Source organism: Streptomyces sp. BI87 (assembly GCF_025957665.1).
In the GTDB taxonomy this organism is placed as follows: Bacteria; Actinomycetota; Actinomycetes; order Streptomycetales; family Streptomycetaceae; genus Streptomyces; species Streptomyces albidoflavus.
On sequence record NZ_CP110079.1, the window covers coordinates 322968 to 347975 of the forward strand.

Consider the following 25008-nt stretch of genomic DNA (forward strand, 5'->3'; position numbering starts at 1 on the left):
CCGAGCCTCGTCCCCGCGGGACGCGGGCGGTCCGGCGGGACTACCCTTCGCCTCGTCGCAGTCCCGACACCCGCTCCGAGGAAGAGAGAAGGCAGGCCGTTGCCCTCGCTGAACACCCCGCGTACGCCCGGCACTTCAGCCCGAGCCAGGACGGTGCTGGGCGTCGACTCGGGCGGTTCGGGACTCCGGGCGGCGCTCGCGCCGGCGGGGGCGCCCGGGGAGGCGGTGACTGCCAGCGGCTCGCAGCCCGTACGGACCTCCTCGCGCGGTATCGACGCCGGGCACTTCATGGAGTTGCTGTTGCCGCTGGTACGGGAGTTGCGGGAGCGGGTGGCACCGGAGGGGGAACCTCCGGTGGCCGTGGCCGTGGGTGCGGCGGGGATGGCGACGCTCGGCGACGATCTGCGGGCCGCCCTGCCGGGGGCGCTGGCGGCCCAGGGGATGACGGGGCCGCTCGCGCTGGCCGCCGACGCCGTGACCGCGTACACGGGGGCGCTCGGGGTGCGGCCGGGGGCGGTGGTCGCGGTGGGCACCGGGATGATCGCGCTCGGCACGGATCTGCGCGACTGGCGGCGGGCGGACGGCTGGGGGCATCTGCTGGGGGACAGCGGCGGGGGTGCGTGGCTGGGGCGGGCCGGTCTGGAGGCGGCTTACCGGGCGTTCGACGGACGTGCGGGGGGTTCGAAGGCGCTGCTGGCGGCGGCCGAGGAGCGGTTCGGGCCGCTGCCGGGGCTTCCGGCCCAGCTCTACCCCCGGCCGGACCGGGCGGCGGTGCTGGCCTCGTTCGCGCCGGACGTCGCCCTGTGCGCGGGCGAGGGCGACCCGACGGCGGCAGCCCTGCTGACCGGGGCGGCGAGCCATGTCGTGGACGCCGTCGAGGCGGTGCTGCCCGGCCCGGACGGCGAGGTCGCGTGCACCGGCGGGCTGCTGCGACTGGGCACTCCGCTGACGGTGCCGGTGGGCGAGGAGCTGGCGCGCAGGCTGCCCCGGGCACGGGTGGTGCCGGCGGCGGGCGATCCCCTGCACGGCGCCGTGGTGCTCGCCTCGGCCCTGGCCTCGGGGACGCAGGGGCTGCCGGTGGACGGGCGGCTGCTGTGGTGCCCGGCGGACGCGTCCGGACCGGGCGAGGTGGAGATCTGAGGCAGGTTCGGTGCGCGAACCCCCTGAGTGGCCCGCCCGTCACACGGAGTTGTCACCCGGGAGCCGGACAACAGGGCAGCACGGTCGCAGAGTTCACCACATCGGTGCACACAACCCCAAAAAGGGCACCTGAGCCGGGCACTTGGAACGGATAAATACGGACGGATGCCCTACAGCCGCCCCCTCCCCGAACAGCGGCGGACGGGAAACCAGTAGCATGCGGCGCCATGAGCTCCCCCACTGGGCCCGCTTCCGGCCTGCCTGTACGAATGCCGCGACCCCGCCAGTCCGGTCGGCACCGCCGCCCGGAACCGGTGGTGGCTCCCGAGGGCGCGCCCGCCCTCGTTCTCGCCGTCCCCGGGGCCCCCGGCGCACCCACCCGCAGCCTCGCCGAGGAGGTCGTGAGCATCGCCCGCTCCGAGCTCCCCGGCCTGGACGCCCGCATCGGTTTCCTGGAGGGCGACGACCAGGAGTTCCCGGCCTTGCAGTCGGTGCTCGCGCACGCCGCGGAGGAGCGGACCGCCCGCGTCCAGCAGGCGCGTGCCGCTGGGGCCGAGGTCGCCGACCCGGACGGCCCGGTCGCCGTGGTCGTGCCGCTGCTGGCCGGCCCGGACAGCGCCCTGACCCGCCGCATCCGGCAGGCCGTGATCGACAGCCGGGCGCCGGTCGAGCTGACCGACGTGCTCGGCCCGCACCCGCTGCTGGCGGAGGCGCTGCACGTGCGGCTCTCCGAGGCCGGGCTGGCCCGCGCGGACCGGGCACGGCTGTTCACGGTGGCGACCGCGGCCGACGGCATCATCCTGGCGACGGTCGGCGGCGAGGAGGCCGTGCAGGCGGCCGGGATCACCGGGATGCTGCTGGCCGCGCGGCTGGCGGTGCCGGTGATGGCAGCCGCGCTCGACCAGGAGGGGGCCATCGCGGCCACCGCCGAGCAGCTGCGCTCCTCGGGCTCCACGCAGCTCGCCCTGGCGCCGTACCTGATCGGCCCCGAGCTGGGCGAGGGGCTGCTCGACCTCGCCGCGAAGGAGGCGGAGTGCGCCTCGGCCGAGGCGCTGGGCGCGTACCCGGCGATCGGCAAGCTCGCGCTCGCGCAGTACACGACGGCGCTGGGCATCACGCCGCAGCCGGCGCCGGGGGTTCCGGCTCACTGAGGTTCGCCGGCTCATGGTTCGGGCCCGCCCCCTGGACGGGGAGCGGGCCCGAAGCCGTTTCCGGGGTCAGCCGAAGAGAACCGAGGAGGCGGCCGGGGCGGGGACGGAGCCCGCGAGGGCCGGGGTGCCCGAGTCGGGGTCGACGGTGAACCAGGTGACGTCGCCGGAGCGTTCGTTGGCTGCGTAGAGCAGGCCCTGCGGAGAGAGAGCGAGGTCGCGGGGCCAGTGGCCGCCGCAGGGGACGGTGGTGAGCAGCCGGGCCGCGTCGCCGGCCGGGTCGAGGGCGAGGACGGAGAGGACGTCCTCGCCGCGGGTGGCGGTCCACAGGAAGCGGCCGTCGGGCGAGACGACGACCTCCGAGGGGTAGGCGTCGGCTCCGGGCGCTCCGGGGAGGACGGCCGTCTCGCCGAGCGGGCGCAGGTCGCCGCCGTCGGCGTCCCAGCGGCAGACGGTGAGGGTGGGCGTGAGTTCGTTGAGGACGTAGAGGTGGTGCCCGTCGGGGTGGAAGGCCAGGTGGCGGGGGCCGGAGCCGGGGCGGAGCGCGAACTCGCGGTGGAGGGTCAGCATGCCGTCGCGCAGTGCGTGCACGCGCACGGAGTCGGTGCCGAGGTCCACGGCGACCAGCCAGCGGCCGCTGGGGTCGGGCAGGACCTGGTGGACGTGCGGGCCCTGCTGGCGCTGAGGGTGGGGCCCGGAGCCGTGGTGGTTGAGGACGTGCGCGGCGGGGGCGGGGGGGCCGTCTGCGCGCAGCGGCAGGACGGAGACGCTGCCCGAGCCGTAGTTGGCGGTGAAGACGCGGCCGCCGTGCACGCACAGGTGGGTCGGGCCCTCGGCGGCGACCGGGGCGGGCGGGGCGAGGAGGCGAGCCGTGTCGCCGGCCGGGTCGAAGGCGGCGACGGCACCGTCGGCGGTCTCGCTGACCGCGTAGAGGAGGTCACCGCCGGGGCCGAGCGCGAGGTAGGAGGGGTCGGGGACCTCGGCGGTGGCGCCGAGGACGGTGAGGCCACCGTCGGGGGCGACGGCGGCGGTGATCACGCCCGCTCCGCCCGCCGCCGTGAACGATCCGATGTACGCCCTCGCGGTCCGCTCTCCGCCACCCACTGGCCCGTCCCCTCTTCGCAGTTGCCGCGCCGTCCGGCGCGCCCGCGACGTTAGCAGGTCTAGACCAGGACGGCCGCGACCGCGCGCCGGAGGCTTTCCCGTCCGGCCTCCGCCGAGATGAACACCATGGCACACGGCGGTAGAATCGATACTTATCGGGTTTTCCGGCACATGACGAAACAGTCTGTGCCGACAGGACATTTCGGGGAGAGCGAGGTCGGTATGCCCACGGCGAAGACGCGCAAGGCCACGACCGCCAAGTCCGGTACCCCCACGACCAAGGCGGCCAAGAGCGGTACCGGCCCGCAGAAGCGGCAGGCAGGCGCGGAGGAACACCATCCGCGCGACCTCACGGTGACCATCCCGGTCGGCAAGGCCGCCGAGAAGGTGACCCAGCTGGTGTCGGCGCCGGTCGGAGCCGCCCGCAAGGCGGTGCCCGCCAAGGGCGGACTGCCCATGTACGCGGGGCTGGGAGCGCTGGGCATCGCCGGCGTCCTCCAGTGGCCGGTCGCGGCAGGCATCGGCGTCGGATACGCCGTGTTGCGCCGCACCGGGCTGCTGGACGACCCGCCCGAGCAGGCCAAGACCGCGTAACCCGTCCTCCGGACCGACACGCAGGGGGCTCCGGGCGCTCACCTCACCCGCCCGGAGCCCCCTGAGTGTCGGTCCGGTCCTTCTGTCACCAGAGTGGTCCTGCGGCCACACCGCGGCCCCCGCTCCCCCCGTGGCGTGCCGGGCGCGACGGGGGCCCCGTACCGGACACCGGGACAGGAGCAACGGGTGCTGACCTCACTGAGTCGGGTTCTGGAACTGGCGTCGGCGCCCGCGCGGGCGCTGGCGGACGGGGCGAGTCAGGCTCAGGACCGCGTACGGCGCGGCGGGCAGGCCGCGTTCGAGGCCCTGCGCGAGCTGCCCTCCGATCTGGCGGAGGCCGCGTCGGTACTCGCGGACGGGGGCGCCGGCCGGCGGCGCCGGCATGTCTGGTCCGGCGAGGGCCGGGCCCACATCGAGGTGCGCGGGCTCTGCGGACGCAGCCCGCAGGCGGACCCCCTCTGCCACGCGCTGACCGCCGCCGCGCGCGCCCTCCGGTCCGTGCACTGGGCCGAGATCAACGCGACCGTCGGCCAGTTGGTGGTCGGCTACGAGCAGGACGGACTCGACCTCGACGACCTCCTGGCCCTGGTGGAACGGCTGGAGACGGAGCACGGCACCGACGCGGACGACTTCCCCGGCGGCCGGCCGCTCCCCCCGTACGACACGGCGCCGACGGCGCTGGCCAAGATGTCACTGGTCTCGGACTGCGTGGGCATCGCCTTCGCCGCGGCCCGGGGGCTGAAGCCGCTGACCATGCTGCCGCTCCCGGTGGTGGTGACCGAGTCCCAGCCGCGCCTGCGGCGGCTGCTGGAGAACAGGCTGGGCAGGCACCAGGCGGAGACCGCGATCAGCCTCGCCGGGGCGGCGGCGCACGCCCTCGCGCACGGCGTGGCGCCGCTCGCCCTGGACGCCTGCCAACGCCTGAGCCAGCTCGCCGAGCTCCGGGGGCGGCAGGAGGTCTGGGCGCGGCGGGAGCACGAGCTGGTGGGCGACGGCGAGCAGATGCCCGCGCACCTGACCCCCCGTCCCGCCCGGCCCGTACCGCTGCCGGACGGGGAGGTGGAGAAGTACGCGGAGCGGATCTCGGCGGCCGGCGTGCTCGGCGCCGGGGCGGTGCTGGCCTGGACCCGGGACGCCGCCAAGTCGGCGCAGGCGGTGCTGGCGACGCCGCCCAAGGCGGCCCGGATGGGGCGGGAGTTGTTCTGCGCCCGGCTCGGGCGCGACCTGGCCGACGCGGGGGTGGTGCCCCTGGACGGCTCCACCCTGCGGGTGCTGGACCGGGTGACGGTGGCGGTGATCGACTCCGACGTGCTGTGCGGGACCCGGCCGCGGCTGATGTCGGTGCAGGTGGCCGGGGCGATCGAGGAGGCCGAGGTGTGGGGCGCGGCCCAGGCGGTGGTCGCCGCCCACACCCCGCAGGAGCTGGCCGGGCCCGGACCGTGGGCGCACGACGGCTGGCGGCTCCAGCGGCCCGCCCTCGCCACCACCGACAGCTCCGGGCCGGGCGGGCCCGAGGGGCTGCGGCTGGAGGTCTGCGACCCCGAGGGCCAGTGGTGGGGCGAGGTGGTCGTCGGGGTCGAACTCGACCCGCTCGCCGAGGCGGTGGTGACGGCGGCGCGGGCCGGCGGCACCCGGCTCCACCTCACCGCGCACGCGGCCACCGGGGAACTCCTCCCCTGGGCCGACACCGTGCTCGGCGCGGACACCTGCCTCGCCGAGGAGGTGACGGCGCTTCAGGAGCGCGGCGAGGTGGTGCTGCTGGTCAGCGCCGACAACCCGCGCGCCCTCGCGGCGGCGGACGTGGGCGTCGCGGTGCTGCCGCACGCCCGCGCGGGGCACACCGCCGCCCACTGGTCGGCCGATCTGGTCTGCGGCCCGGGACTGGCCTCCCTGTGGCGGGTGCTGAACGCGGTGGACACCGCGCGCACGGTCAGCCGCAAGGCGGCCCACCTGGCGGTGGGCGGCTCGGCGCTCGGCGCGCTCGTGGCCGCCGCCGGGTCCCGCCCGCCGATGGTCGCGCTCACCACCACGCCGGTCTACGGGGCGGCGTTCATGGCCCAGTGGATGGGGTTCAGCGCGGGCCGGCGCCTGGCCCGCGAGCCGCTGCCCGAGCCGAGGCTGCGCGGTGAGCCCTGGCACGCGCTGGGAGCCGTCGAGGTCCTGCGGACCCTGCACCGCCGGGGTGCGTACGCGGGCGCCCCGGAGCCGGAAGGGGAGGAGCCCTCCCCCGGTTGGCTGGTGCGCGGGGACGACGCGCTCTCCGGGACGCCCGGCCTGGGCGCCGCCGCCCGTGGCACGGCCAGGCTGCTGCGGGCGGTGCGCGAGGAGTTGCGCGATCCGCTCACCCCGGTCCTCGCCTTCGGCGCGGCCGCCTCCGCAGCCGTCGGCTCGACCGTGGACTCGGCGCTGGTCGGCGGCGTGATGGTCGGCAACGGGCTGATCAGCGGCGCGCAGCGGATGCGGGTCGAGGAGGCGATGCGCAAGCTGCTGCTGGCCGAGCAGGTCACCGCCTGCCGGGTGGAGTGGACCCCGGACGCCGGGGTGACCGAGGCTCAGCTCGCCGCGCTGCGGGAGACGGCCGCGCACACCACCGTCTCCTCCGGCGAGCTGCGGGTGGGCGAGGTGATCGCCCTGCGCGACGGCGACGTGGTCCCGGCCGACGCGCGGCTGCTGTGGTGCGACGCCCTGGAGGTCGACGAGTCGACCCTGACGGGCGAGTCCGTACCGGTGGGCAAGAACCCGCACGCCGTCCCCGGCGCGGACCTCGCGGAGCGCACCTGCATGGTCTACGAGGGCTGCACCGTGCTCACGGGTTCGGCGTACGCGGTCGTCGTCGCCACCGGCTCGCAGACCGAGGCGGGCCGGGCGGCGGAGCTGGCGGCCGAGGCGCCCCGGCCGACCGGGATCGAGGGCCACCTCGCCCACCTCGGCCGGATCGCCCTGCCGGCCGTCGGCATCGGCGGCGCCGCCGTGACCGCCCTCGGGCTGCTGCGGGGCGTCCCGGCCCGGGAGGCGCTCGCCTCCGGCGTCGCGGTGGCGGTGGCGGCGGTGCCCGAGGGACTGCCGCTGGTCGCCACCATGGCCCAGAGCGCCGCCGCCCACCGGCTCTCCCGGTACGGCATCCTCACCCGTTCCGCCCGCGTCCTCGAAGCCCTCGGCCGGGTGGACGTGGTCTGTTACGACAAGACCGGCACGCTCACCGAGGGACGGCTGTCGGTGACCGGTGTCGCCTTCCTGGACGGGGACGAGGAGCCGTCCGGCGAGGCGGGCCAGCACCTGCTCGGCCTCGCCGCACGCGCCTGCCCCCAGCCGAAGGAGGGCAGGCCCGCCGCCCACGCCACCGACCAGGCGGTGCTGGACGCGGTGACGGCCGACGCCTTCCCGGACGTCGACTGGCAGTTGACGCGGGAGCTGCCGTTCGAGGCCCGGCGGGGCTACTCCGCCTCGGCCGGGAAGACCCCGGAGGGCGGGGTCCTGGCGGTCAAGGGCGCGCCCGAGAAGATCCTGGAGCGGTGCGAGGCGGTGACGCCGTCGGCCCCCGGGACGGCCGGCCCCGTCCCGCTCGACGCGGCCCTGCGGCGGAAAGCCAGGCGCCTCGTGGACCGGCTCGGCGGCCAGGGCCTGCGGGTACTGGCGGTGGCCGAACGCCCGCTGGAGGACGCCTCGTTGACGGCGGAGGAGCTGCCCGAACAGGTGACGGGGCTGACGCTGCGCGGCTTCCTCGCGATCAGCGACACCCCGCGCCCCGGCGCCTCCGAGACGCTGGCGCACCTCCGGGAGGCGGGCGTACGGGTCACCATGATCACCGGTGACCACCCGACGACAGCCGGGGCCATCGCCGCCCGGCTCGGCATCCCGGGCGCGGACGCCGTGGTGACGGGCGCGGAACTGGACGCGCTCCCCGAGTCCCAGCGGATCGCCAAGGTGCTGGAGTCGGCCGTCTTCGCCCGGGTCTCGCCCGAGCACAAGGTACGGATCGTCAAGGACCTCCAGCGCGCGGGCCGCGTGGTGGCGATGACGGGCGACGGCGTCAACGACGCGGCCGCCATCAGACTCGCCGACATCGGCATCGGCCTCTCCGCCCCGGGCTCCCGCTCGGCCGGCGCCGCCGCCGACCTGGTCCTCACCGACCCCTCCCCCGAGAACATGGTCCACGCGCTGCTGGAGGGACGCGCCCTGTGGCGCCGGGTCCGCGACGCGGTGGGCATCCTGGCCGGCGGCAACGCGGGCGAGGTCGCCTTCACCGTTCTCGGCACGGCCCTGTCGGGGCGGGCACCGCTCGGCACCCGCCAGCTGCTCCTGGTCAACCTGCTGACCGACATGCTGCCCGCCCTCGCCCTCGCCGTGGCCCCCGGCCGGCCGGCCCGCGAGGGCGACGCCGCCGGGACCGGCCACGCGGCCGACTCGCTCGCCCTGGAGCTGGGGCGGGTGCTGGCCGTACGCGGGACCGCCACCGCGCTGGGCGCCGTGACCGCCTGGCAGCTCGGGCGGATGAGCGGGCGGGCGGTGCGGGCCAACACCATGGGGCTGGCCGCGCTGGTGGGCACACAGCTCGGCCAGACGCTCGCCACGGACTGGCGCAGTCCGCTGGTGCTGCTCACCGGGGCGGCCTCCACGGTGGTCCTGGCCGGGGTGATCCAGACGCCGGGGGTGAGCCACTTCTTCGGCTGCACCCCGCTCGGCCCGGTCGCCTGGACCACGGTCGCCACCTGCTCCACGGCGGCGACCGTGGCGGCGGCGCTCGCCCCTGGGCTGCTCGCCCGCCGGGCCCCGGCGCCGGTCACCGGTGCGGCAGCCGCCCTGGACCCGGCTCCCGCACCGGCGTGAGGGCCGGTCCGAACGGCCTACGCGCGGTGGCCCGGTGCCCCCGGCCCGCCGAGGGTGGAGGGGCAGCGGGACCAACACCGGCGTGCGGCCGCCTCGGCTCCGGGTGCCGGTCGACAGAGGGAGTCAGGGGATGAGCCGTTCCGCGTCCACCGGGCGGTCCGGGGCAGCACGGGGTTCCTGGTGGCCGGAGAAGGACCCGAGCCGGGAACTGGGCCGCCTGTGCGGGGAGTTGAGGCAGCCGGCCGACCGAGTCGAGCGGGGCGGTGAGCCGGCGGCGCGGCACTGGATGCCGACCGTGGAGGAGACCGACGGCGGCGACGCGTACCTCGTCCGCGCCGAGCTGCCGGGCATCCCCCGGGAGTGCGTGAGGGTCGAGATGGACGGCCGCGAGCTGTACATCTCCGGGACGCTCGACGAGTCCTCCGCCCAGAACGCGCTGGGCCGGCGGATCGGCACCTTCTCCTTCGGTGTCCGGGTGCCCGGCGACGCCGAACACGACCAGGTCCGCGCCGACCTGGTGGACGGCGTGCTGACCGTCCGGCTCACCAAGTCGGGGGAGCACGCGACGCGCCCCGTTGCCGTCGGTACGGCGGCCGGCGGATGAGCGCGGCGGACGGGGAGGCGTCCGGGAACGGCGCGCGGCTGTCCCTCAACCCGTTCCACCTGGCGGCCGGCCCGGCCGCCGCGATGCTGTCGGTACCGCCGGCCAGCAGGCTCAGCACCCACGCGCTGCCGCCGGAAGTGGCCCGGCGGATCATCCACGACGAAGTGATGCTCGACGGGAACGCGCGGCAGAACCTGGCGACCTTCGTGACCACCTGGATGGAGCCCGAGGGCGCGGCGGTGATGGCGCAGTGCCGCGACAAGAACCTCATCGACAAGGACGAGTACCCGCGCACCGCGGAGATCGAGCGCCGCTGCGTGGCGATCCTCGCCGACCTCTGACCCGGGGCGACCAGCTGCCGGCCTTCGCCTTCACCACGGGGGCGGACGTGCGGGCGTACGACGTCTTCGACGTGTCGCGGCGGCTGCGCGAGAGCGGATGGCTGGTGCCCGCGTACACCTGCCCGCCGCACCGTCAGGACCTCTCCGTGCTGCGGATCGTCTGCCGCAACGGCTTCACCCGCGACCTCGCGGACATGCTCCTGCACGACCTGGGGCGGCTGCTGCCGGAGCTGCGGCGTCAGCCCCCGCACCCCGGGGAGCGGCGGTCGCCGAGCACGGCCTTCCACCATGCGGCGGAGAGGGGCCGGTAGCGCTCCCTCCGTGCGGGTGGCGGGGTGCTCCGTCCAGTCGGGTGGCGTCCCGCGCGGGGCCGCCGGAAGCCCGCGCGGCGGCGGTAGCGTGCCGGTCGCGGCCCGGCCGGGGAACACGCCGTCGGGCGACCGGACGAAGGGCTGATCAGGATGACCACGGCGGAAGCAGGCCAGAGCCCTCCCGGCGGCGCGGACGCCCCACCGCCCGAGGGCGGGGAGGGGCCCGCCGACGAGGGGACCCCCGTACAGCGCCACTACCACCACCCGGCGGCAGGCTGGGTCGCGGCGAAGAGCGTCACGCACGTCCTGGCGAAGGAGCACGCCTTCGTCGACGGCCCGCGCGCCATCTTCAAGATGAACCACGAGAACGGCGGTTTCGACTGCCCGGGCTGCGCGTGGCCGGACGACACCAAGGGCCTCAAGCTCGACATCTGCGAGAACGGCATCAAGCACGTCACCTGGGAGATGACGCCCAAGCGGGCGGGGCGCGAGCTGTTCGCCAGGCACTCCGTCTCCGAGCTGGCCACCTGGACCGACTTCGCGCTGGAGGACACCGGCCGGCTCACCGAGCCGATGGTCTACAACCCGGAGACCGACCACTACGAGCCGATCACCTGGAAGGCCGCCTTCGAGCTGGTCGGCCGGGAGCTGCGCGCCCTGGACGACCCGAACGAGGCGTCCTTCTACACCTCGGGCCGGCTCGGCAACGAGGCGACCTTCCTGTACCAGCTGTGGGCCCGCGAGTTCGGCACCAACAACCTCCCCGACTGCTCCAACATGTGCCACGAGGCCTCGGGGCGGGCCCTGACCGCGGCCCTCGGCACCGGCAAGGGCACGGCCGACCTGGCGGACTGGGAGTCGGCCGACGCGCTCTTCATCATGGGCGTCAACGCCGCCTCCAACGCCCCGCGCATGCTGACCGCGCTGGCCGGGGCGTACGACCGGGGCGCGCAGATCGTGCACGTCAACCCGCTGGTGGAGGCGGCCGCCACCCGGACCATCGTGCCGCACGACTTCCTGGACATGGCTCTCTTCAAGTCGACCCGCACCAGCACCCTCAACCTCCAGGTGCGGGCCGGCGGCGACATGGCGCTGCTGCGCGGGATGGCCAAGGCGGTGATCGAGGAGTCGGCGACCGACCCGAACGCCCTGGACCGGGTCTTCATCGACCGCCACACGCACGGCTTCGAGGAGTACCGGACGCTGTGCGAGGCGACGCCGTGGAAGCAGCTGGAGCGGCAGTCGGGGCTCAGCCGCCGGGACATCCTGAAGGCGGCCCAGGTCTACTCGCGGGCCGATCGCACCCTCATCAGCTGGTGTCTGGGCGTCTCCCAGCACGAGCACGGGGTGGACACGGTCCGGGAGATCGTCAACGTACTGCTGCTGCGCGGGAACCTGGGCCGCGAGGGCGCTGGCCCCTCCCCCGTGCGCGGGCACAGCAACGTCCAGGGCAACCGCACCTGCGGCATCGACCACCGGCCGGAGCCGGAGTTCCTGGACATGCTCACCGAGGCGTGCGGCATCGACCCGCCGCGCGAGCACGGCCTCGACACCGTGGGCACCATCGCGGCGATGCACGAGGGCAAGGTCAAGGTCTTCGTCGGCATGGGCTGCAACTTCGTGATGGCGGCGCCCGACACCCCGTACACCTCGGAGGGCATGCGCACGTGCGAGCTGACCGTGCAGGTCAGCACCAAGCTGAACCGGAGCCATGTCGTCCACGGCAAGAAGGCGCTGATCCTGCCGTGCCTGGGGCGCACCGAGAAGGACCATCAGCGCCGGGGGCTCCAGTCGACCTCGGTCGAGGACTCGATGAGCATGGTGCACCTGTCGGTCGGCATGAAGCGCCCGGCCTCCCCGCACCTGCTCTCGGAGCCGGCCATCATCGCCGGGATGGCGCGGGCGACGCTGCCCGACAGCGCCACGCCCTGGGAGGAGTACACCGAGGACTACGACCGCATCCGGGACACCATGTCGGTGGCGCTGGACGGCTTCGAGGACTTCAACCGGCGGGTGCGGCTGCCGCTGGGTTTCCGCATCAAGCAGCCGGCCCGGGAGCTGGTCTTCTTCACGCCGTCGCAGCGGGCCGAGTTCTCGGCCGCGCCGCTGCCGGACGTGGTGCCCGAGGACGAGGAGGTGCTGATCCTCCAGACGATGCGCTCGCACGACCAGTGGAACACCACGATCTACTCCGACGACGACCGGTACCGGGGCATCAAGAACCTGCGCACCCTGATCCTCATGAACGCCGCCGACATGCGGGCCCGCGGCATCTCCCCGGGCGGCCTGGTCGACATCGCGGCCACCTCCAAGGACGGCAGCATCCGCACCCTGAACGAGTACCGGGCGCTCGCCTACGACATCCCCCGGGGGTGCGCGGCCGGGTACATGCCGGAGATGAACGTGCTCATCGGCAAGGCCGACTACAGCACTCAGAGCGACCAGCCGCTGATGAAGAACGTCCGGGTCAAGGTCACGCCCAGCGGCGTGCCCGCCCCGCCGATGGTGCTGCCCGCCTCCTGACGGGCCGTCGTGGCTCCTGGAGCACCTAACGGGCGAGGCGTTCCAGGAGCAGGTACGCGCGCTGTTCGGCGGCGGCCAGAGCGGCCGGGTCGAGTTCGGCGGGCAGGAGCTCGCCCGCCGCCGCGTCGGTCGTGGACGACCAGCAGGGCGCAGGCCAGCCCGACGGCGATGCCGATGGCGCTGCCCGCCGCCCGGTCCAGGACGAGGGCACCGGCGGGTTCCGGGCCGGCGAGGTCGCTGAGCAGCAGGGCGAGCGGGGTCAGGAAGACGATGCCCAGTCCGTAGTTGCGGGCGACCACGTACTCCAGGAGGAACTCCAGCACCACGATCACCAGGATCAGTGTGCGGGCCGTGGGGCCGGCCGCCAGCACGCCGAAGGCGATCACCAGGCCGGCCGTGGTGCCGACGGCCCGCTGGACGGCCCGCTGGGAGGCGGTCCGGACGTTGACGGAGTGCAGGACGGCGGCGGCGGAGATGGCCGCCCAGTAGCCGTGCCCGAGATCGAGAGCGAGCGCGATCCCGCCGGCCAGTCCGGTGCCGAGCACCATCCGCAGCGCGGGGACGACCAGGACGCGCAGGCGGTCCCGGAGGTCTCCGGGGCCCGGCCCCACGGCCAGCTGGGCGGCGCGCAGTTCGGTGAACCGGCCGCGCGCCCGGCGGGCCGGGGAGGGGGCACCGGCGCCGGTCGGCGCGGCCGCGTCGAGGCGGGCCAGTTCCGGCAGCAGGACGGCGGTGCGGCGGCGCCGGTCGGCGAGGACGCGGGCCTGCGCGCGCAACAGGTGGGCGAGGCCCACCGGGGTGTTCTCCCGGCGGAGTCCTGAACCGATCAGCAGCGACCAGGAGAGGTCGGTGAGGCGGGCGCAGGCCCCGCCGCGGCCCTCCGGGTCGGCCGGGGCCGGCGGTCCCAGGCCCACCGACTGGTACGCGCGCAGCACGGCGGCGGTGGCATGGGTGCGGGCGGCGCCCTCCCTGTCCCGGGAGAGGGGGGTCTCGCGCAGGGCGGCGAGGGCGCGCAGGGCGGCGGCGACCGCCAGGCGCTGCGGCCGGTCCGGGTGGACCAGCACCCCGAGGACGGCCAGCACCCAGGCGGCGGCCGCGCCGAGCACCGTCAGCACGGTGTACCGGGGGATGTCCGCATAGGCGGGGGTGCTGTTGGCGGCGACCGCGAAGGCGAAGAGGAGGAGGACCGCGCCGAGTCCCCGCAGCCGTGTCGCGTCGCAGACGAACTTGGCGGCCCCCGCCACCAGGGCGGTCCCCGCGATCACCACGGCGGCGCCGCCGGTCTGTTCCCTCGGCTGGGCCCAGGCGGCGAGCGCCGAACCGCCCGCCACGCAGGCCGTCATGGCCAGGGCCACCAGGGCGAGGGCGCGGGCCCGCCGGGGGTAGGGGAGGTTGCGGCCGAAGGTGGTGGTGAAGGCGCCGAGCATGCCGTAGACGGCGTCCTCGGGGCGGCCGGCGACCACCAGCGGGAGGGCGGCCAGCGCCATGGCGAGCGCCGCGCGCAGGGCGAAGGTGAAGGCGCCGTCCACCTGGTGCAGGGTGAAGGCGCCACGGGGCGAGAGCACCCGTGCCACCGAGCGCCGCCGTCCGGCCGTGGCCGCCGCGGGCTGGGAGGTGCGCGAACGACGCATATCCGCTGTATACCACCTGAATCGCTGCTGGTTAGGTCGCGCCGGGGACGGGGGCGCCGGTGGGTCCGGGCCGGATCAGCAGGAGGCGACGGCACGCGCGCCCTGCCGCTGGTCGAGCCGGTGCGGGCAGTCCCGGTGGGCCTGGTGGTAACCGCCCGTGAACCGGGTTCGGCGATGGCCCGCGCGCTGACCGAGGTGGCCCGCCACGCCGACGTGGCGGGGGCGCCGGAGAGCCTGCCCGGGGTCCCGGGGGTCCCGGACCTTTCCTGAGGCGTCAGGGCGCCAAGGGCGGGGCGGCGAGGTCGAGGGTGAGGAGGTTGCGCCAGTCGTCGGTGAAGACGGCGCGGCTCCCCTCGAAGCGCACGGCGACGAACGGGTTGGAGAGGTACATGACGGCGACCCAGCACAGGGTGCCGTCCTGGGCGATCCGGGCCAGATGACCGATGTTCCCCATGCCGCCGCCTCCGCCGGTGATCCGCCCGGACCCGTCCGGCAGCGGGCGTTCGAAGCAGGGGCCGGCCTCCAGCGTGCCGTCCTCCTCGATGATCCGGGCCACGTCGACCGGGCCTCCGACGCGGAAGGGGGCGGGTTGGCCGGCGTCCGGGTGGTAGGCGCCGGGGCCCTCCACCCGCAGCGCCAGTGCCGTATCGTCCGGCCGGTACAGGGCGTCGCCGAACGGCATCTCCCCGGCGGCCCACAGCTCCTGGATTCTGCCCATCCCCCGCCCTCCTCGTCGCCCCGCGCACGCGCGGAGGTGCCGGGCGGAGCGTAGCGGAGGCGGCGCCGGGACGGGGTGACCGCCGTTCAGCAGAGCCGCGCGCCCCTTCTGTCCGACTTTGCAGCGTTCTCGACTATCTTGCCGCCATGAGTGTCGTGCTGCCGCTGCCCGCTGTTCTGAGGCTTGCCGTGTCGATCGCCGTCGGGGCGGTGGCGGGCGTGGTGGTCGGCCTGCTCGTCGACCCGGTGCTGGCCGTGCTGGCGGCGATCGGCGCAACAGAGGCGGTCTTCGTGCTGGCGGGCTGGGCGGTGCTGTGGCGGATGGACGCGCCCGCCACCCATCACAACGCGCGGCGGGAGGACTTCCGCCCGCTCGTGGAGGAACTGGCCGTGGTGGCCACCGCCCTGTGCGGACTGGTCGGCATCGTCATCCTGCTGCTCATCGGCAACACCGCCCGGGGCCACGCCGCCGCGGCCACCGCGCTCGGCGGCGTCTTCATGGCCTGGGCGGCGGTCCACCTGATGTACGCCACCCGCTACGGATACCTGTACTACCTGGGCAAGCAGGGCGGCATCGACTTCAATCAGGAGCGGCCCCCGACGTACCGCGACTTCCTCTACTTCAGCTACAACCTGGGCATGACCTACCAGGTCTCCGACACCAACGTCTCCGACCCCACCATCCGCTCGGTGGTGCTCCGGCACTGCCTGCTGTCGTACGTCTTCGGGACCGGCATCCTGGCCACCGCCATCAACCTGGTCATCGGCATCGTCGGCGGGTGACCGGGGCCGGCCGTCACCTGGCGGCGAGAGCCGGGCGGCGGGTCCCCCGGAGCGGTTCCGCCAGTTCCGCGAGGGCCCGCTCCAGGCCGTGCAGGTGGGTGAGGGCCGGCTCGTCGGCGGGCGGGTGGGCCGGTGAGCGGAGCGGTTCGGCCCGGGTGGTGCCGTCGGCGATGAGGGCCTGCACGGCGGCCGCCACCCGCGCGCAGGCCACGGTGAGGCGGTCGGTGCGCGAGCCCTCCGGGTCGGCGGCGACGGCGGCGAGACCGCGTACCTCGTGGGCGCAGGCGTCAAGGAGGGCGAGCACCCGGCGGGCCCGGGCCTTGCGGTGGCCGAGCGGGCTCAGCGGATGGACGAGCGGGGCGACGGAGACGCGTACGCGCTCCAGGAGCGCTTCCAGTTCGGCGACGCGCGGGGCGGGGTCGGCGCCCGGGGAGCCCGCGAGGCGGCCGGCCGCCTCGACGGCACAGAGGTGGACGCAGCGCAGTGCCCGCCGGACCCAGGCGTCGGTGGTCGCGTGCGTGGTCACGGGCAGGACGAGGAGGACGGCCAGGGCGGCGCCGACGGCACCCGCGAAGGTCTCCGCCAGGCGCAGTGCCAGCAGGCCGGGGTCGACGGTGCCGAGCGTGCCGTAGAGGACGCCGACCAGGACGGTGACGAAGAAGATCATCCAGCTGTAGGAGACTGCGGCCACGTAGAAGATCCCGCCGACACAGAGGGCCACCAGGGCGGCGGCCGCGACGGGGTCGCCGTGCAGCGGAATCGCGACGCCGAGGCCGGCCACGACACCCGCGGCGGTGCCGAGGACCCGCCGGAAGCCCCGGATCAGCGTCTCACCGCGCGAGGCGGTGTTGACGAAGATCCACCAGACCGTGCCGACGGCCCAGTACCAGCGCTCGTCGGAGAGCGCCTGCCCGGCGGCGAGCGCGATCGCGCTCGCCGCGGTGGCCTGCACGGCCTGCCGGGTGGTGGGGCGGGCGAGTCCGCGCCCGCCGAGCGGCGCGGGGGCGGGCCTGGGCTCGGGCAGGCGCCGCTCGTAGCACCAGAGGCCGAAGCGGACGGCGGACGAGGTGAGCAGGGCCAGGACGACGGCGGCGCCGAGCTGGGGCAGCTGGGCGGGGACCGCGTGCAGGAACTGGGCCAGGAAGAAGCTCATGAAGGCGAAGATGCCCAGGGCGTTGCCGCGCGGGCCCCACCTGCGGGCGTACACGCCGACGCCGACCACGGCGAGGAAGGCGAGGTCGCGCGGGAGCGGCCGGTCGTGGAGCAGGACCGCCAGCGCGAGGACGGGGAAGCCGGCGGCGGGCAGCAGGGCGGTGGTGAGGACCTGGCCGCGCACGGTCGCGTCGGTGACGGTGAACAGGGCGAGGAGGGCGGCGAGCCCGCCGGCCACGGCCATGGTCAGCGACTGCCCGGCCGTTCCCGAGACGGTCGCCGCCAGTCCGATGCCGAGCACCGCCCGGGCCGCGCTGCGCAGCCGCGCCAGCCCGGGGTCGGGGGCGACGAACTTCCTGATCATCCGCGTCCTCGGAGGTCGCGGCGCGTCCAGCCCCCTGCCCGTCCCCCGGCCCACGCCGTTCTTCCGCTGCTCCACCGTGTGCGTCCACCCCTGTCCGTAGCGCGGCGCCCGGGCGCCCCTCGCGGCATCGAAAAGGCGCCGCTGGTCCGGGCCGGCTTCCTCGCCGTCCCGGCACGCTGCGGCGCCAGTAGGACACCTAGAGAAGCATCCTGGCGGGCAGTGGCTCAACCGGAGCCCAAAGGAGTGGGCCATTGGTACAGTCTCGGGCAGTGCAGCCGTACCAGGAGGAGGCCAACGGACCATGGCGGTCGACGAGCTGGACACCCGCATCCTGACGCTCCTGCTGGAGCAACCCCGCACCAGCGTGCGGGAGTACGCGCGGCTGCTCGGCGTGGCCCGGGGCACCCTCCAGGCCCGGCTGGACCGGATGGAGCGGGACGGGGTCATCACCGGGACCGGGCCGTCGCTCTCGCCCGCGGCGCTGGGCCACCCGGTGCTCGCCTTCGTGCACATCGAGGTGACGCAGGGCCATCTCGACGAGGTGGGGGACGCGCTGGCGGCGGTGCCGGAGATCATCGAGGCGTTCTCGATCACCGGCGGCGGCGACCTGCTCACCCGGGTCGCGGCCCGGGACAACGGCCACCTGGAGGACGTCATCCAGCAGCTCATCAACCTCCCGGGGGTGGTACGGACCCGTACCGAGGTGGCCCTGCGGGAGCGGGTGGCGCACCGGGTGCTGCCGCTGGTGGCCTCGGTCGCCCGCAGGTGAGCCGGGCGGTCCGGGCCCTTTCTGCCATGCTGGGGCCATGGCGAACGTGACCGAGGCCGCACTCCCGGCGGTCGTCTTCGATCTGGACGGCACGCTGGTGGACAGCGAGCCGAACTATTTCGAGGCGGGCCGGGCCCTCCTGGAGGAGCACGGCGTGGCCGGCTTCACCTGGGCCGACCACGAGCGGTACATCGGGGTCAGCACCCGGGAGACGCTCGCCGACTGGCGGCGCCGGTACGCGCTCACCGCCTCCCTGGACGCGCTGGTGGAGGAGCTGGACGACCGCTACCTCACGCTGGCCCGGGCCGGCACGCCGGTCTTCGAGCAGATGGCGCTGCTGGTGGAGCGGCTGCACCGGGCCGGGGTGCCGATGGCGGTCGCCTCGGGCTCCTCCAACTCCGCGATCACCGCCGTCCTCACCGGTACCGGCCTCGACGACCTGCTCGGCCCCGCCGTCTCCGCCGAGGAGGTGCCCCGCGGCAAGCCCGCCCCGGACGTCTTCCTGGAGGCGGCCCGGCGCCTGGGCGCGGCCCCCGTGGACTGCGTGGTGATCGAGGACGCGGAACCGGGCGTGGCGGCGGCCCTGGCGGCCCGGATGCGCTGCGTCGCGGTGCCCTCGGTCCCGCCCGCCGCCGACGACCCGGTCTTCTCGGCTGCGGGCCTCCTCTTCCCCGAGGGCCAGCCGTCGTTCCGCGCGGCGGAGACGTACGACTGGATCATGCGGGTCCCGGCCTGAGCCACGGCGCGGGGGCGGCTGGCCGCTTTCACCGTCCCGGCGCGGACGGGGCGTCCCCGGGCTTGCGGGTCGTGGGGTGCGCGGGCTCCGGGAGGAGGTCCCGGGCGGCCTCCGTCGCCTCGTACCGGTAGGGGCCGAGCCCCTGGAAGAGGGCGGCGCAGATCAGGCAGGCGGCGGCCAGGGCGAGCATCGCCGGGGTGTAGGAGCCGTGGCTCTCGCGGCTGACGCCGACGGCGGTGGCGGCCACCGCGCCGCCGATCTGGAAGACGGAGAAGGCTACGCCGTAGATCCGGCCGAAGGCGCGGCGCCCGAAGTAGCGGGGCACCAGGTAGCTGAGGACGTCGAACTCGGCGCCGATCAGCATCCCGGCCAGCGCCGCCGCCACCAGGGCCGCCGGGACGCCGGGCCCCGAGGCGAAGAGCAGCACCGCCACGACCCCGCCGAGGAGGTGCACCGTCATGACCCGGGCCACCGTGAAGCGGTCCAGCAGCCAGCCGGTCACGATCCTGGCCGCGACCAGGGCGATGCCGAGGGCGACCGGCACCAGGTTCGCGGTGCTCGGGGCGATTCCCGCGTCGAGCAGCAGCGGGATCTGGTGGACGATGATGCCGGTGCCGACCGCGCCGAGCAGCAGGAAGGCGGCGAGGACGAGCCAGAAGGGGCGGCGGGTGGCGGCGGTGCGCAGGGTGTCGCCGTCCCTCTCCACGCGGGCCGCGCGCGGGCCCGGTTCGGCCAGGAGGAAGAGGGCGGCCGGGAAGGCCGCCAGGGCGACCGCCGCCAGTCCGAGGAAGGCGGTCCGCCAGCCGAAGGCGCCGATCAGCGCCCCGGTGAGAACGGGGACGAGGACGGTCCCGACGCCGATGCCGGAGTTGGCGATCCCCAGGGCCAGGCCCAGCCTGCGGTCGAACCAGCCCGCGGTGACACGGAGGTAGGAGACCGGCCACAGGCCCGTACCGCAGAGCGGGATCAGCACCCAGCCCAGGTAGAACAGGGGCAGGCTGTCGGGGAGCCGGGCCATCGCGGCCAGGGAGAGCGCGAAGAGCGGGGCACTGCACAGGATCACCCGGCGCCCGCCGAACCGGTCGACGAGCATCCCCTGCACGGGCGAGACGACGACGATGGTGAGGCTCAGCAGGGACGCGCCGACGCCGATCGCGGGCACCGGCCACCCGAACTCCTGGTGGAGCGGGGCGATGAACATCCCGAAGCTCATCACCGCGAGCACGCTGGGCCCGCAGGCGAGGCCGAGGGCCGAGGCGACCGCCGTACGCCACCCCGCCGCCTTCTCCGTGCGCATGGGCCGCCCTCCTCGGTGCCGGGTGGCGGACTCCGGCCCGCCCGGGGACGCCGAGCAGATCTTGGCCCCGGCGGGGCCCGGCCCGCCGGGGAACACGCGGCCGGTCCCCCGTACGTGGCCCCTCCGGCCCGTCAGCTGACGCGCCGGAGGGGCGGCCGCTCCGTCAGGGGCGGCCGAGGATCACGGCGCCGTGGAGGCCGTCGGCGGAGAAGGCGGACATCGCGTCGAGTTCGGCGTCGGCGACGGGCAGGAGGTGGGCGTCGACCCAGCTCTCCCCCCGTTCGGCGCCGGTCCACGGGTCCTCGATGACCAGGGCGCCCGGTACGGCACCGTGGCAGAGCACCCGGTGGGGCACGTCGAACCCCTGCATCCTGACGAGCGAGACGAGGAGCAGCACGCGCTCGCCCCGCCCGACGGCCTCGCGGATCTCGCCGGCGGTCAGGGGGCGCGGGTCGACGGGGACGCCGGTGCGGGCGGCGTCCTCGCGGGACATGCGCTGGAGGTCGGCGCGCCACTCCTGTTCGCTCTGCGGGTGGTGGTCGACGAGGACGGGCCCGTCGGTGTCGAGGTGGACCGCGACGGGGCAGGCGGGCCGGGCGCGCCGCACGGCGACGCCCAGTCCGACCGGTTCGCAGACGGGGAAGTTGGTGGCCTCGCGCCAGAGCGTCAGCTCGGCCCGCCGGTCGAGCGCCGCCGGCTCCAGCGCCCCCGCGTGGGCCTGGGCCACCAGGGCGGTGACGGCGCCGCAGGTGAAGGGGGTGGTCTGGCCGTAGTACGGGGGTTCGGCCACGGCGCCGTCGTGCAGCCGGCGCACGTAGCCGGTCTCCGGCCCGGCCTGCTCCCGCGTGCCGGGAGGGCACAGTGGGGTGAAGCCGGCCGCGGCGGCCTGCTCCGGAGTGGCCGTCCACCCCTCCCCCTCGACCTGGGCGAGTTTCTGGCAGCGGGCGTGGGCCACGACGGCTTCGACGCCACCGCGCCAGGCCAGCAGGGCGATCACCGCGAAGGTGGCGAGCCCCGCCGCGACCGCCACGACGATGAGCACCGGGCGTCCGCCGGGCAGGCCCGAGGTGACGACGGCGGCGGCGCCCAGCCCGGCGCCGGCGGTGATGCCGAGGACGCCCGGTTCGGCGAGCGGGTTGCGGACGGCGCCCCTCGTGGCCCGCGGAGAGGAGCAGCAGCGCCTGGTGGGCGCGGAGGAGCTGGCGCCACCGGGCGAAGGAGAGACCGGTCGCCTGGCGGAAGGCGCGCGTGACGGTGCGGTCGCTGGTCCCCAGCTGACGCGCCCACTCCTCCAGCGAGCGGCCGTCACCGGGATCGTCGAGCAGGGCCTCGGCGATCGGGTCGATGCGCGGGTCGCCGGGCAGTTGCAGCGCGAACTGGTGCTCCGAGGGCTGGAGCACGTCGAAGACGACGGCCTCCGCCCGCGCCCTGGCCGCCGCCTCCAGGTCGGTACGGGCCAGGTGGGTCAGGAGCGATTCGAGCAGCGGCGTCATGGTGATCGCCACCGGTTCCCGGAACCCGAGCGGGGTGCGCTCCGGGGCGAAGAAGGCGTCGTGGAACTGCGCCCCGGCCGTCGCCCGGCCGCCGTGCACCGTTCCGGCGGGCATCCAGAGCCCGTGCCCCTCGGACGGTGAAGATACGGTCGGCCACCCGGGAGGTCAGCGTCCCTCCGCGTACCCAGACCAGTTCGTGGCGCGGGTGGGCGTGCGGGGACCACTCCGTGGGGCGCGGGGGACCTGGGACTCGGAGAGGATCGCGAAGGGCGCCTGCTCCGGGAGGGCCACGGCCCGGCGCACCTCGGTGCCCTCCTCGCGCCGCCACATCCCGGGGCTCGCCTCCGCGGGGGACGGACCGGCCATGCGGCCGAAGCCTGTCGGCCCCGGTGCCGGGAGCAGGGCCCTGGCCTGTGAGGGCCCTCGGCGAGGGGCGGGCGGAGGGCGTCCGGCCACGACGCCGTCGGCGTTAGCCCGATCCGGCCACCCCGCTTTCCCCCGCGCTGCTTCTGTGGTCAGGATGCAACCCAAGGGCGTGTCCGAGCCGACGAGCGAGGGACGGGACATGGCACAGGGCTTCTCCCGGGAACCCGGTACGCACGGCCCCCTCGAGGAGGTGCCGAAGCGGGCGGCCCGGAAGATCACCCTGTGGGCCGCCGCCATCGCGCTGGGCGGGTTCCTCTTCGGCTTCGACACCGGTGTCATCTCCGGCGCGCTGCTCTTCATCAGGGAGGACTTCGCCCTCAGCTCCCTCCAGCAGAGCAGCGTCGTCAGTGTGCTGCTGATCGGGGCGGTCGTCGGCTCCATGCTGAGCGGAAAACTGGCCGACCGGATCGGCCGGCGCCGGACCCTCGGCCTGGTCGGTCTGGTCTTCCTGGGCGGGACGGCGGTCGTCACCTTCGCCGACGGCTTCCTCATGCTGCTGACCGGCCGGATCGTGCTGGGACTCTCGGTGGGCGCCGCGTCGGCGACGGTGCCGGTCTACCTCTCGGAGATCTCGCCCCCGGCGATCCGCGGACGGCTGCTCACCCTCAACCAGCTGATGATCACCGTGGGCATCCTCGTCGCCTACCTCGTCAACCTCGCGTTCTCCGCCAGTGAGCAGTGGCGGGCGATGTTCGCGGTGGGCGCGGTCCCCGCCGCGCTGCTGGTCGCCGCCACGCTCTGGCTGCTGCCGGAGTCGCCGCAGTGGCTCATCACCCACGGGCGGCCCGAGGTGGCGCACCGGGGCATCACGGCGCTGATCGGGAAGGACGCGGCCGACGAGATCGTCCGCCGCGCGCAGCGGCGGGCGGCGGGGCAGCGGGCGGACCGCGAGAAGAGCGCCGGCCGCGAGAAGCTGCTGGCGCCGGACGTCCGCCCGGCCCTGGTCATCGGCCTGACCCTCGCGGCCGTCCAGCAGCTGGGCGGGATCAACACGATCATCTACTACGCCCCCACCATCATCGAACAGACCGGTCTCAGCTCGTCCAACTCGATCCTGTACTCGGTCTGCATCGGCGTGATCAACCTGGTGATGACCCTGGTGGCGCTCCGCCTGGTCGACCGGGCCGGGCGGCGTCCCATGGTGCTGGTCTCGCTCGCCCTGATGGCGGTCTCGGTCTTCCTGCTGGGCCTGTCGTTCGTCGTGGAGCTGGGCTCGGGGCTGACGCTGCTCTTCATGGTGGTGTACATCGCGGCCTACGCCGGCGGTCTGGGGCCGGTGTTCTGGACCCTGATCGGCGAGATCTTCCCGCCCTCCGTGCGCGCCGAGGGCTCCAGCGTCTCCACCGCCGTCAACTGGGTGTCGAACTTCGCGGTCAGCCTGACGTTCCTCCCCCTGGCCGCCGCGCTCGGCCAGGGCGAGACCTTCTGGATCTTCGCCGCGATCTGCGTCCTCGCCTTCCTCTTCGTCGCCAGGTACCTCCCGGAGACCAAGGGCCGCGACGCCGACGAGATCGACCGGGCCCTCCACCAGCGCTTCAGGTCGCGGCAGTAGCGGCCGCGGCGTACGGGCACATCTTGCCGGCCGGACAGTGGAAGGAAGAGCCCCGATGCGAGAAGACACCCAGTACACCCCGTTCGACCTGGAACGGGCCGATGCCCTGGTGCTGTTCGGGATCACCGGTGACCTGGCGCGCAAGATGCTGCTGCCCGCCCTCTACCACCTGACCGCGCGGGGCGACCTCACCGTGCCGGTCGTCGGCGTCGCCTCCACCGGGTGGGACGACGCGGCGCTGCGGGCGCACGCGCGGCAGGCCGTCGTGGAGGCCGTCCCGGACGCGGACCCCGCGGTCCTCGACCGGCTGGCGGGCCGGCTCTCCATGGTCTCCGGGGACATCACGGAGGACGCCACCTTCACCAGGCTCCGCACGGCGGTGGACGGGTTCGGCTTCGTCACGTACTACCTGGCCGTTCCGCCCGCCCTGTTCACCACGGTGGCCGCCGCGCTGGCGCGGGCCGGACTCAACCGCGAGGCGCGCCTCGTCGTGGAGAAGCCGTTCGGGCACGACTCGGCCTCGGCGCGGGAGCTCCAGGACGAGCTGAGCCGGTACTTCGACAGCGCGCACCTGCTGCGGGTGGACCACTTCCTCGGCTCCGAGGCGGTCGAGGGACTGATGGTGGGCCGCTTCGCCAACACGCTGCTCGCCCCCATCTGGCACCGCGACTACGTGGACAACGTCCAGATCACCCTGGCCGAGAGTTTCGGGGTCGCCGACCGGGGCTCGTTCTACGACCCGGTCGGCTGTGTACGCGACGTGGTGCAGAACCACATGCTGGAGATCCTCACCTACCTGGCGATGGAGCCGCCGGGCGCCGACGACACCTCCGCGCTGGGGCTGGAGAAGTGGCGGGTGCTGCGCGCCACCCGCACCATGGACCCCGCCAACACGGTGCGCGGCCAGTACGAGGGGTACCGGGAGATCGAGGGGGTGGCCCCCGGCTCCACCACGGAGACGTACGTCGCGACCCGCCTCTTCGTCGACAACTGGCGCTGGTCGGGCGTCCCCTTCTACCTGCGCAGCGGGAAGGCGCTCGCCGTCACCGCCACCGAGGTCGTCGTCGAACTGCGCAAGCCGCCGCTGGAGCTCTTCGGCGCGAAGAGCGGCGGCACGCCCGCCAACATCATCCGCTTCCGCGTCGACGGCGACACCGGCATCCGCGCGGAGCTGATGCTCCGCAAGCCGGACGCCGACGGCACCCCGGTGACGGTTCCCGTCGGCATCGACTTCGAGCGGGTGCTCGGCCGCCAGCAACTGCCCTACGAGGCGGTCCTGCTCGGCGCCACGGTGGGCAACGCCGAGTACTTCGCCTTCTTCCCGACCATCATGGAGTCCTGGCGGATCGTCGACCCGGTCCTGGACCCGCCCGAGCCCCCGCTCCCCTACGCTCCCGGGAGCTGGGGCCCGGCCGAGGCAGCCCGCCTCCCCGGCCTGCGGCAGTGGCACCAGCCCTCCCCGCGCCTCTTCGGCGACGAGTGAGGCGCGTGCCTCC

16 protein-coding genes and 2 pseudogenes are annotated in these 25008 nt (G+C 75.0%); 12 read left to right on the top strand and 6 right to left on the bottom strand.

The window, feature by feature from the left end:
* Nucleotides 1–99 precede the first annotated feature (99 nt).
* Together OIM89_RS01380 and OIM89_RS01385 are read left to right on the top strand one after the other, a co-directional pair.
* A complete protein-coding gene (locus OIM89_RS01380) occupies nt 100–1140 on the top strand; it encodes an N-acetylglucosamine kinase (protein WP_192831766.1) in 1041 nt (346 codons plus the stop codon).
* 227 nt (nt 1141–1367) lie between these two features.
* Nucleotides 1368–2291: a sirohydrochlorin chelatase gene (locus tag OIM89_RS01385; protein ID WP_030696897.1), complete on the top strand. Its 924-nt coding sequence runs from the start codon at nt 1368–1370 to the stop codon at nt 2289–2291.
* A gap of 66 nt (nt 2292–2357) precedes the next feature.
* Here the strand turns inward: OIM89_RS01385 and OIM89_RS01390 are convergent, their stop codons facing one another.
* Nucleotides 2358–3392: a lactonase family protein gene (locus OIM89_RS01390; RefSeq protein WP_175458164.1), complete on the bottom strand. Its 1035-nt coding sequence runs from the start codon at nt 3390–3392 to the stop codon at nt 2358–2360.
* Between the two features lie 222 nt (nt 3393–3614).
* Here OIM89_RS01390 and OIM89_RS01395 point away from each other — a divergent pair, with 222 nt between their 5' ends.
* The 5 genes and pseudogenes from OIM89_RS01395 (at nt 3615) to OIM89_RS01415 (ending at nt 12592) form a co-directional block, all read left to right on the top strand.
* The gene (locus OIM89_RS01395; RefSeq protein ID WP_030696899.1) at nt 3615–3986 is read left to right on the top strand and encodes a hypothetical protein; all 372 of its coding nucleotides are present in this window, start codon (nt 3615–3617) and stop codon (nt 3984–3986) included.
* A 186-nt stretch (nt 3987–4172) separates the two neighbouring features.
* Nucleotides 4173–8813, top strand: a complete 4641-nt coding sequence (locus OIM89_RS01400) for a cation-translocating P-type ATPase (RefSeq protein ID WP_264490895.1) — start codon at nt 4173–4175, stop codon at nt 8811–8813.
* Between the two features lie 130 nt (nt 8814–8943).
* Entirely contained in the window at nt 8944–9417 is a 474-nt protein-coding gene (locus OIM89_RS01405; protein ID WP_257381652.1) for an Hsp20/alpha crystallin family protein, read from the top strand.
* Nucleotides 9414–10069 (top strand): annotated as a pseudogene (locus OIM89_RS01410) (hypothetical protein). The gene OIM89_RS01405 and the pseudogene OIM89_RS01410 overlap by 4 nt, the downstream one beginning before the upstream one ends.
* A 150-nt stretch (nt 10070–10219) precedes the next feature.
* Nucleotides 10220–12592, top strand: a complete 2373-nt coding sequence (locus OIM89_RS01415; RefSeq protein WP_264490896.1) for an FdhF/YdeP family oxidoreductase — start codon at nt 10220–10222, stop codon at nt 12590–12592.
* A 25-nt stretch (nt 12593–12617) separates the two neighbouring features.
* On the opposite strand, the pseudogene OIM89_RS01420 reads toward OIM89_RS01415, so the two are convergent.
* Together OIM89_RS01420 and OIM89_RS01425 are read right to left on the bottom strand one after the other, a co-directional pair.
* Nucleotides 12618–14223: pseudogene (locus tag OIM89_RS01420) on the bottom strand (FUSC family protein).
* Between the two features lie 274 nt (nt 14224–14497).
* Nucleotides 14498–14941, bottom strand: coding sequence for a hypothetical protein (locus tag OIM89_RS01425; protein WP_151167436.1), 444 nt, complete (start codon nt 14939–14941; stop codon nt 14498–14500).
* A gap of 146 nt (nt 14942–15087) precedes the next feature.
* Here OIM89_RS01425 and OIM89_RS01430 point away from each other — a divergent pair, with 146 nt between their 5' ends.
* Nucleotides 15088–15723 (top strand): DUF1345 domain-containing protein, encoded by a 636-nt coding sequence (locus OIM89_RS01430; protein WP_030696904.1) that lies wholly within the window; start codon nt 15088–15090, stop codon nt 15721–15723.
* Nucleotides 15724–15736: 13 nt separating this feature from the next.
* Here the strand turns inward: OIM89_RS01430 and OIM89_RS01435 are convergent, their stop codons facing one another.
* The gene (locus OIM89_RS01435; protein WP_264490897.1) at nt 15737–17239 is read right to left on the bottom strand and encodes an FUSC family protein; all 1503 of its coding nucleotides are present in this window, start codon (nt 17237–17239) and stop codon (nt 15737–15739) included.
* A 301-nt stretch (nt 17240–17540) separates the two neighbouring features.
* On the opposite strand from OIM89_RS01435, the gene OIM89_RS01440 reads away from it, so the two are divergent.
* On the top strand, nt 17541–18008 hold the full coding sequence (locus tag OIM89_RS01440; protein ID WP_030696906.1) for an Lrp/AsnC family transcriptional regulator: 468 nt from the start codon (nt 17541–17543) through the stop codon (nt 18006–18008).
* Nucleotides 18009–18045: 37 nt separating this feature from the next.
* Nucleotides 18046–18744, top strand: coding sequence for an HAD family hydrolase (locus tag OIM89_RS01445; RefSeq protein WP_217467044.1), 699 nt, complete (start codon nt 18046–18048; stop codon nt 18742–18744).
* 28 nt (nt 18745–18772) lie between these two features.
* On the opposite strand, the gene OIM89_RS01450 is transcribed toward OIM89_RS01445, so the two are convergent.
* A complete protein-coding gene (locus tag OIM89_RS01450; protein WP_217467043.1) occupies nt 18773–20041 on the bottom strand; it encodes an MFS transporter in 1269 nt (422 codons plus the stop codon).
* A gap of 163 nt (nt 20042–20204) precedes the next feature.
* Complete coding sequence (locus OIM89_RS01455; protein ID WP_372588007.1) at nt 20205–21350, bottom strand: peptidase C39 family protein; 1146 nt, start codon at nt 21348–21350, stop codon at nt 20205–20207.
* 749 nt (nt 21351–22099) lie between these two features.
* Here OIM89_RS01455 and OIM89_RS01465 point away from each other — a divergent pair.
* Together OIM89_RS01465 and zwf are read left to right on the top strand one after the other, a co-directional pair.
* Nucleotides 22100–23512 carry a sugar porter family MFS transporter gene (locus tag OIM89_RS01465; protein ID WP_151170341.1) on the top strand — a complete coding sequence of 471 codons (1413 nt, stop codon included), beginning with the start codon at nt 22100–22102 and terminating at the stop codon, nt 23510–23512.
* Between the two features lie 55 nt (nt 23513–23567).
* A complete protein-coding gene (gene zwf, locus OIM89_RS01470; protein ID WP_264490898.1) occupies nt 23568–24995 on the top strand; it encodes a glucose-6-phosphate dehydrogenase in 1428 nt (475 codons plus the stop codon).
* Nucleotides 24996–25008: the final 13 nt, after the last annotated feature.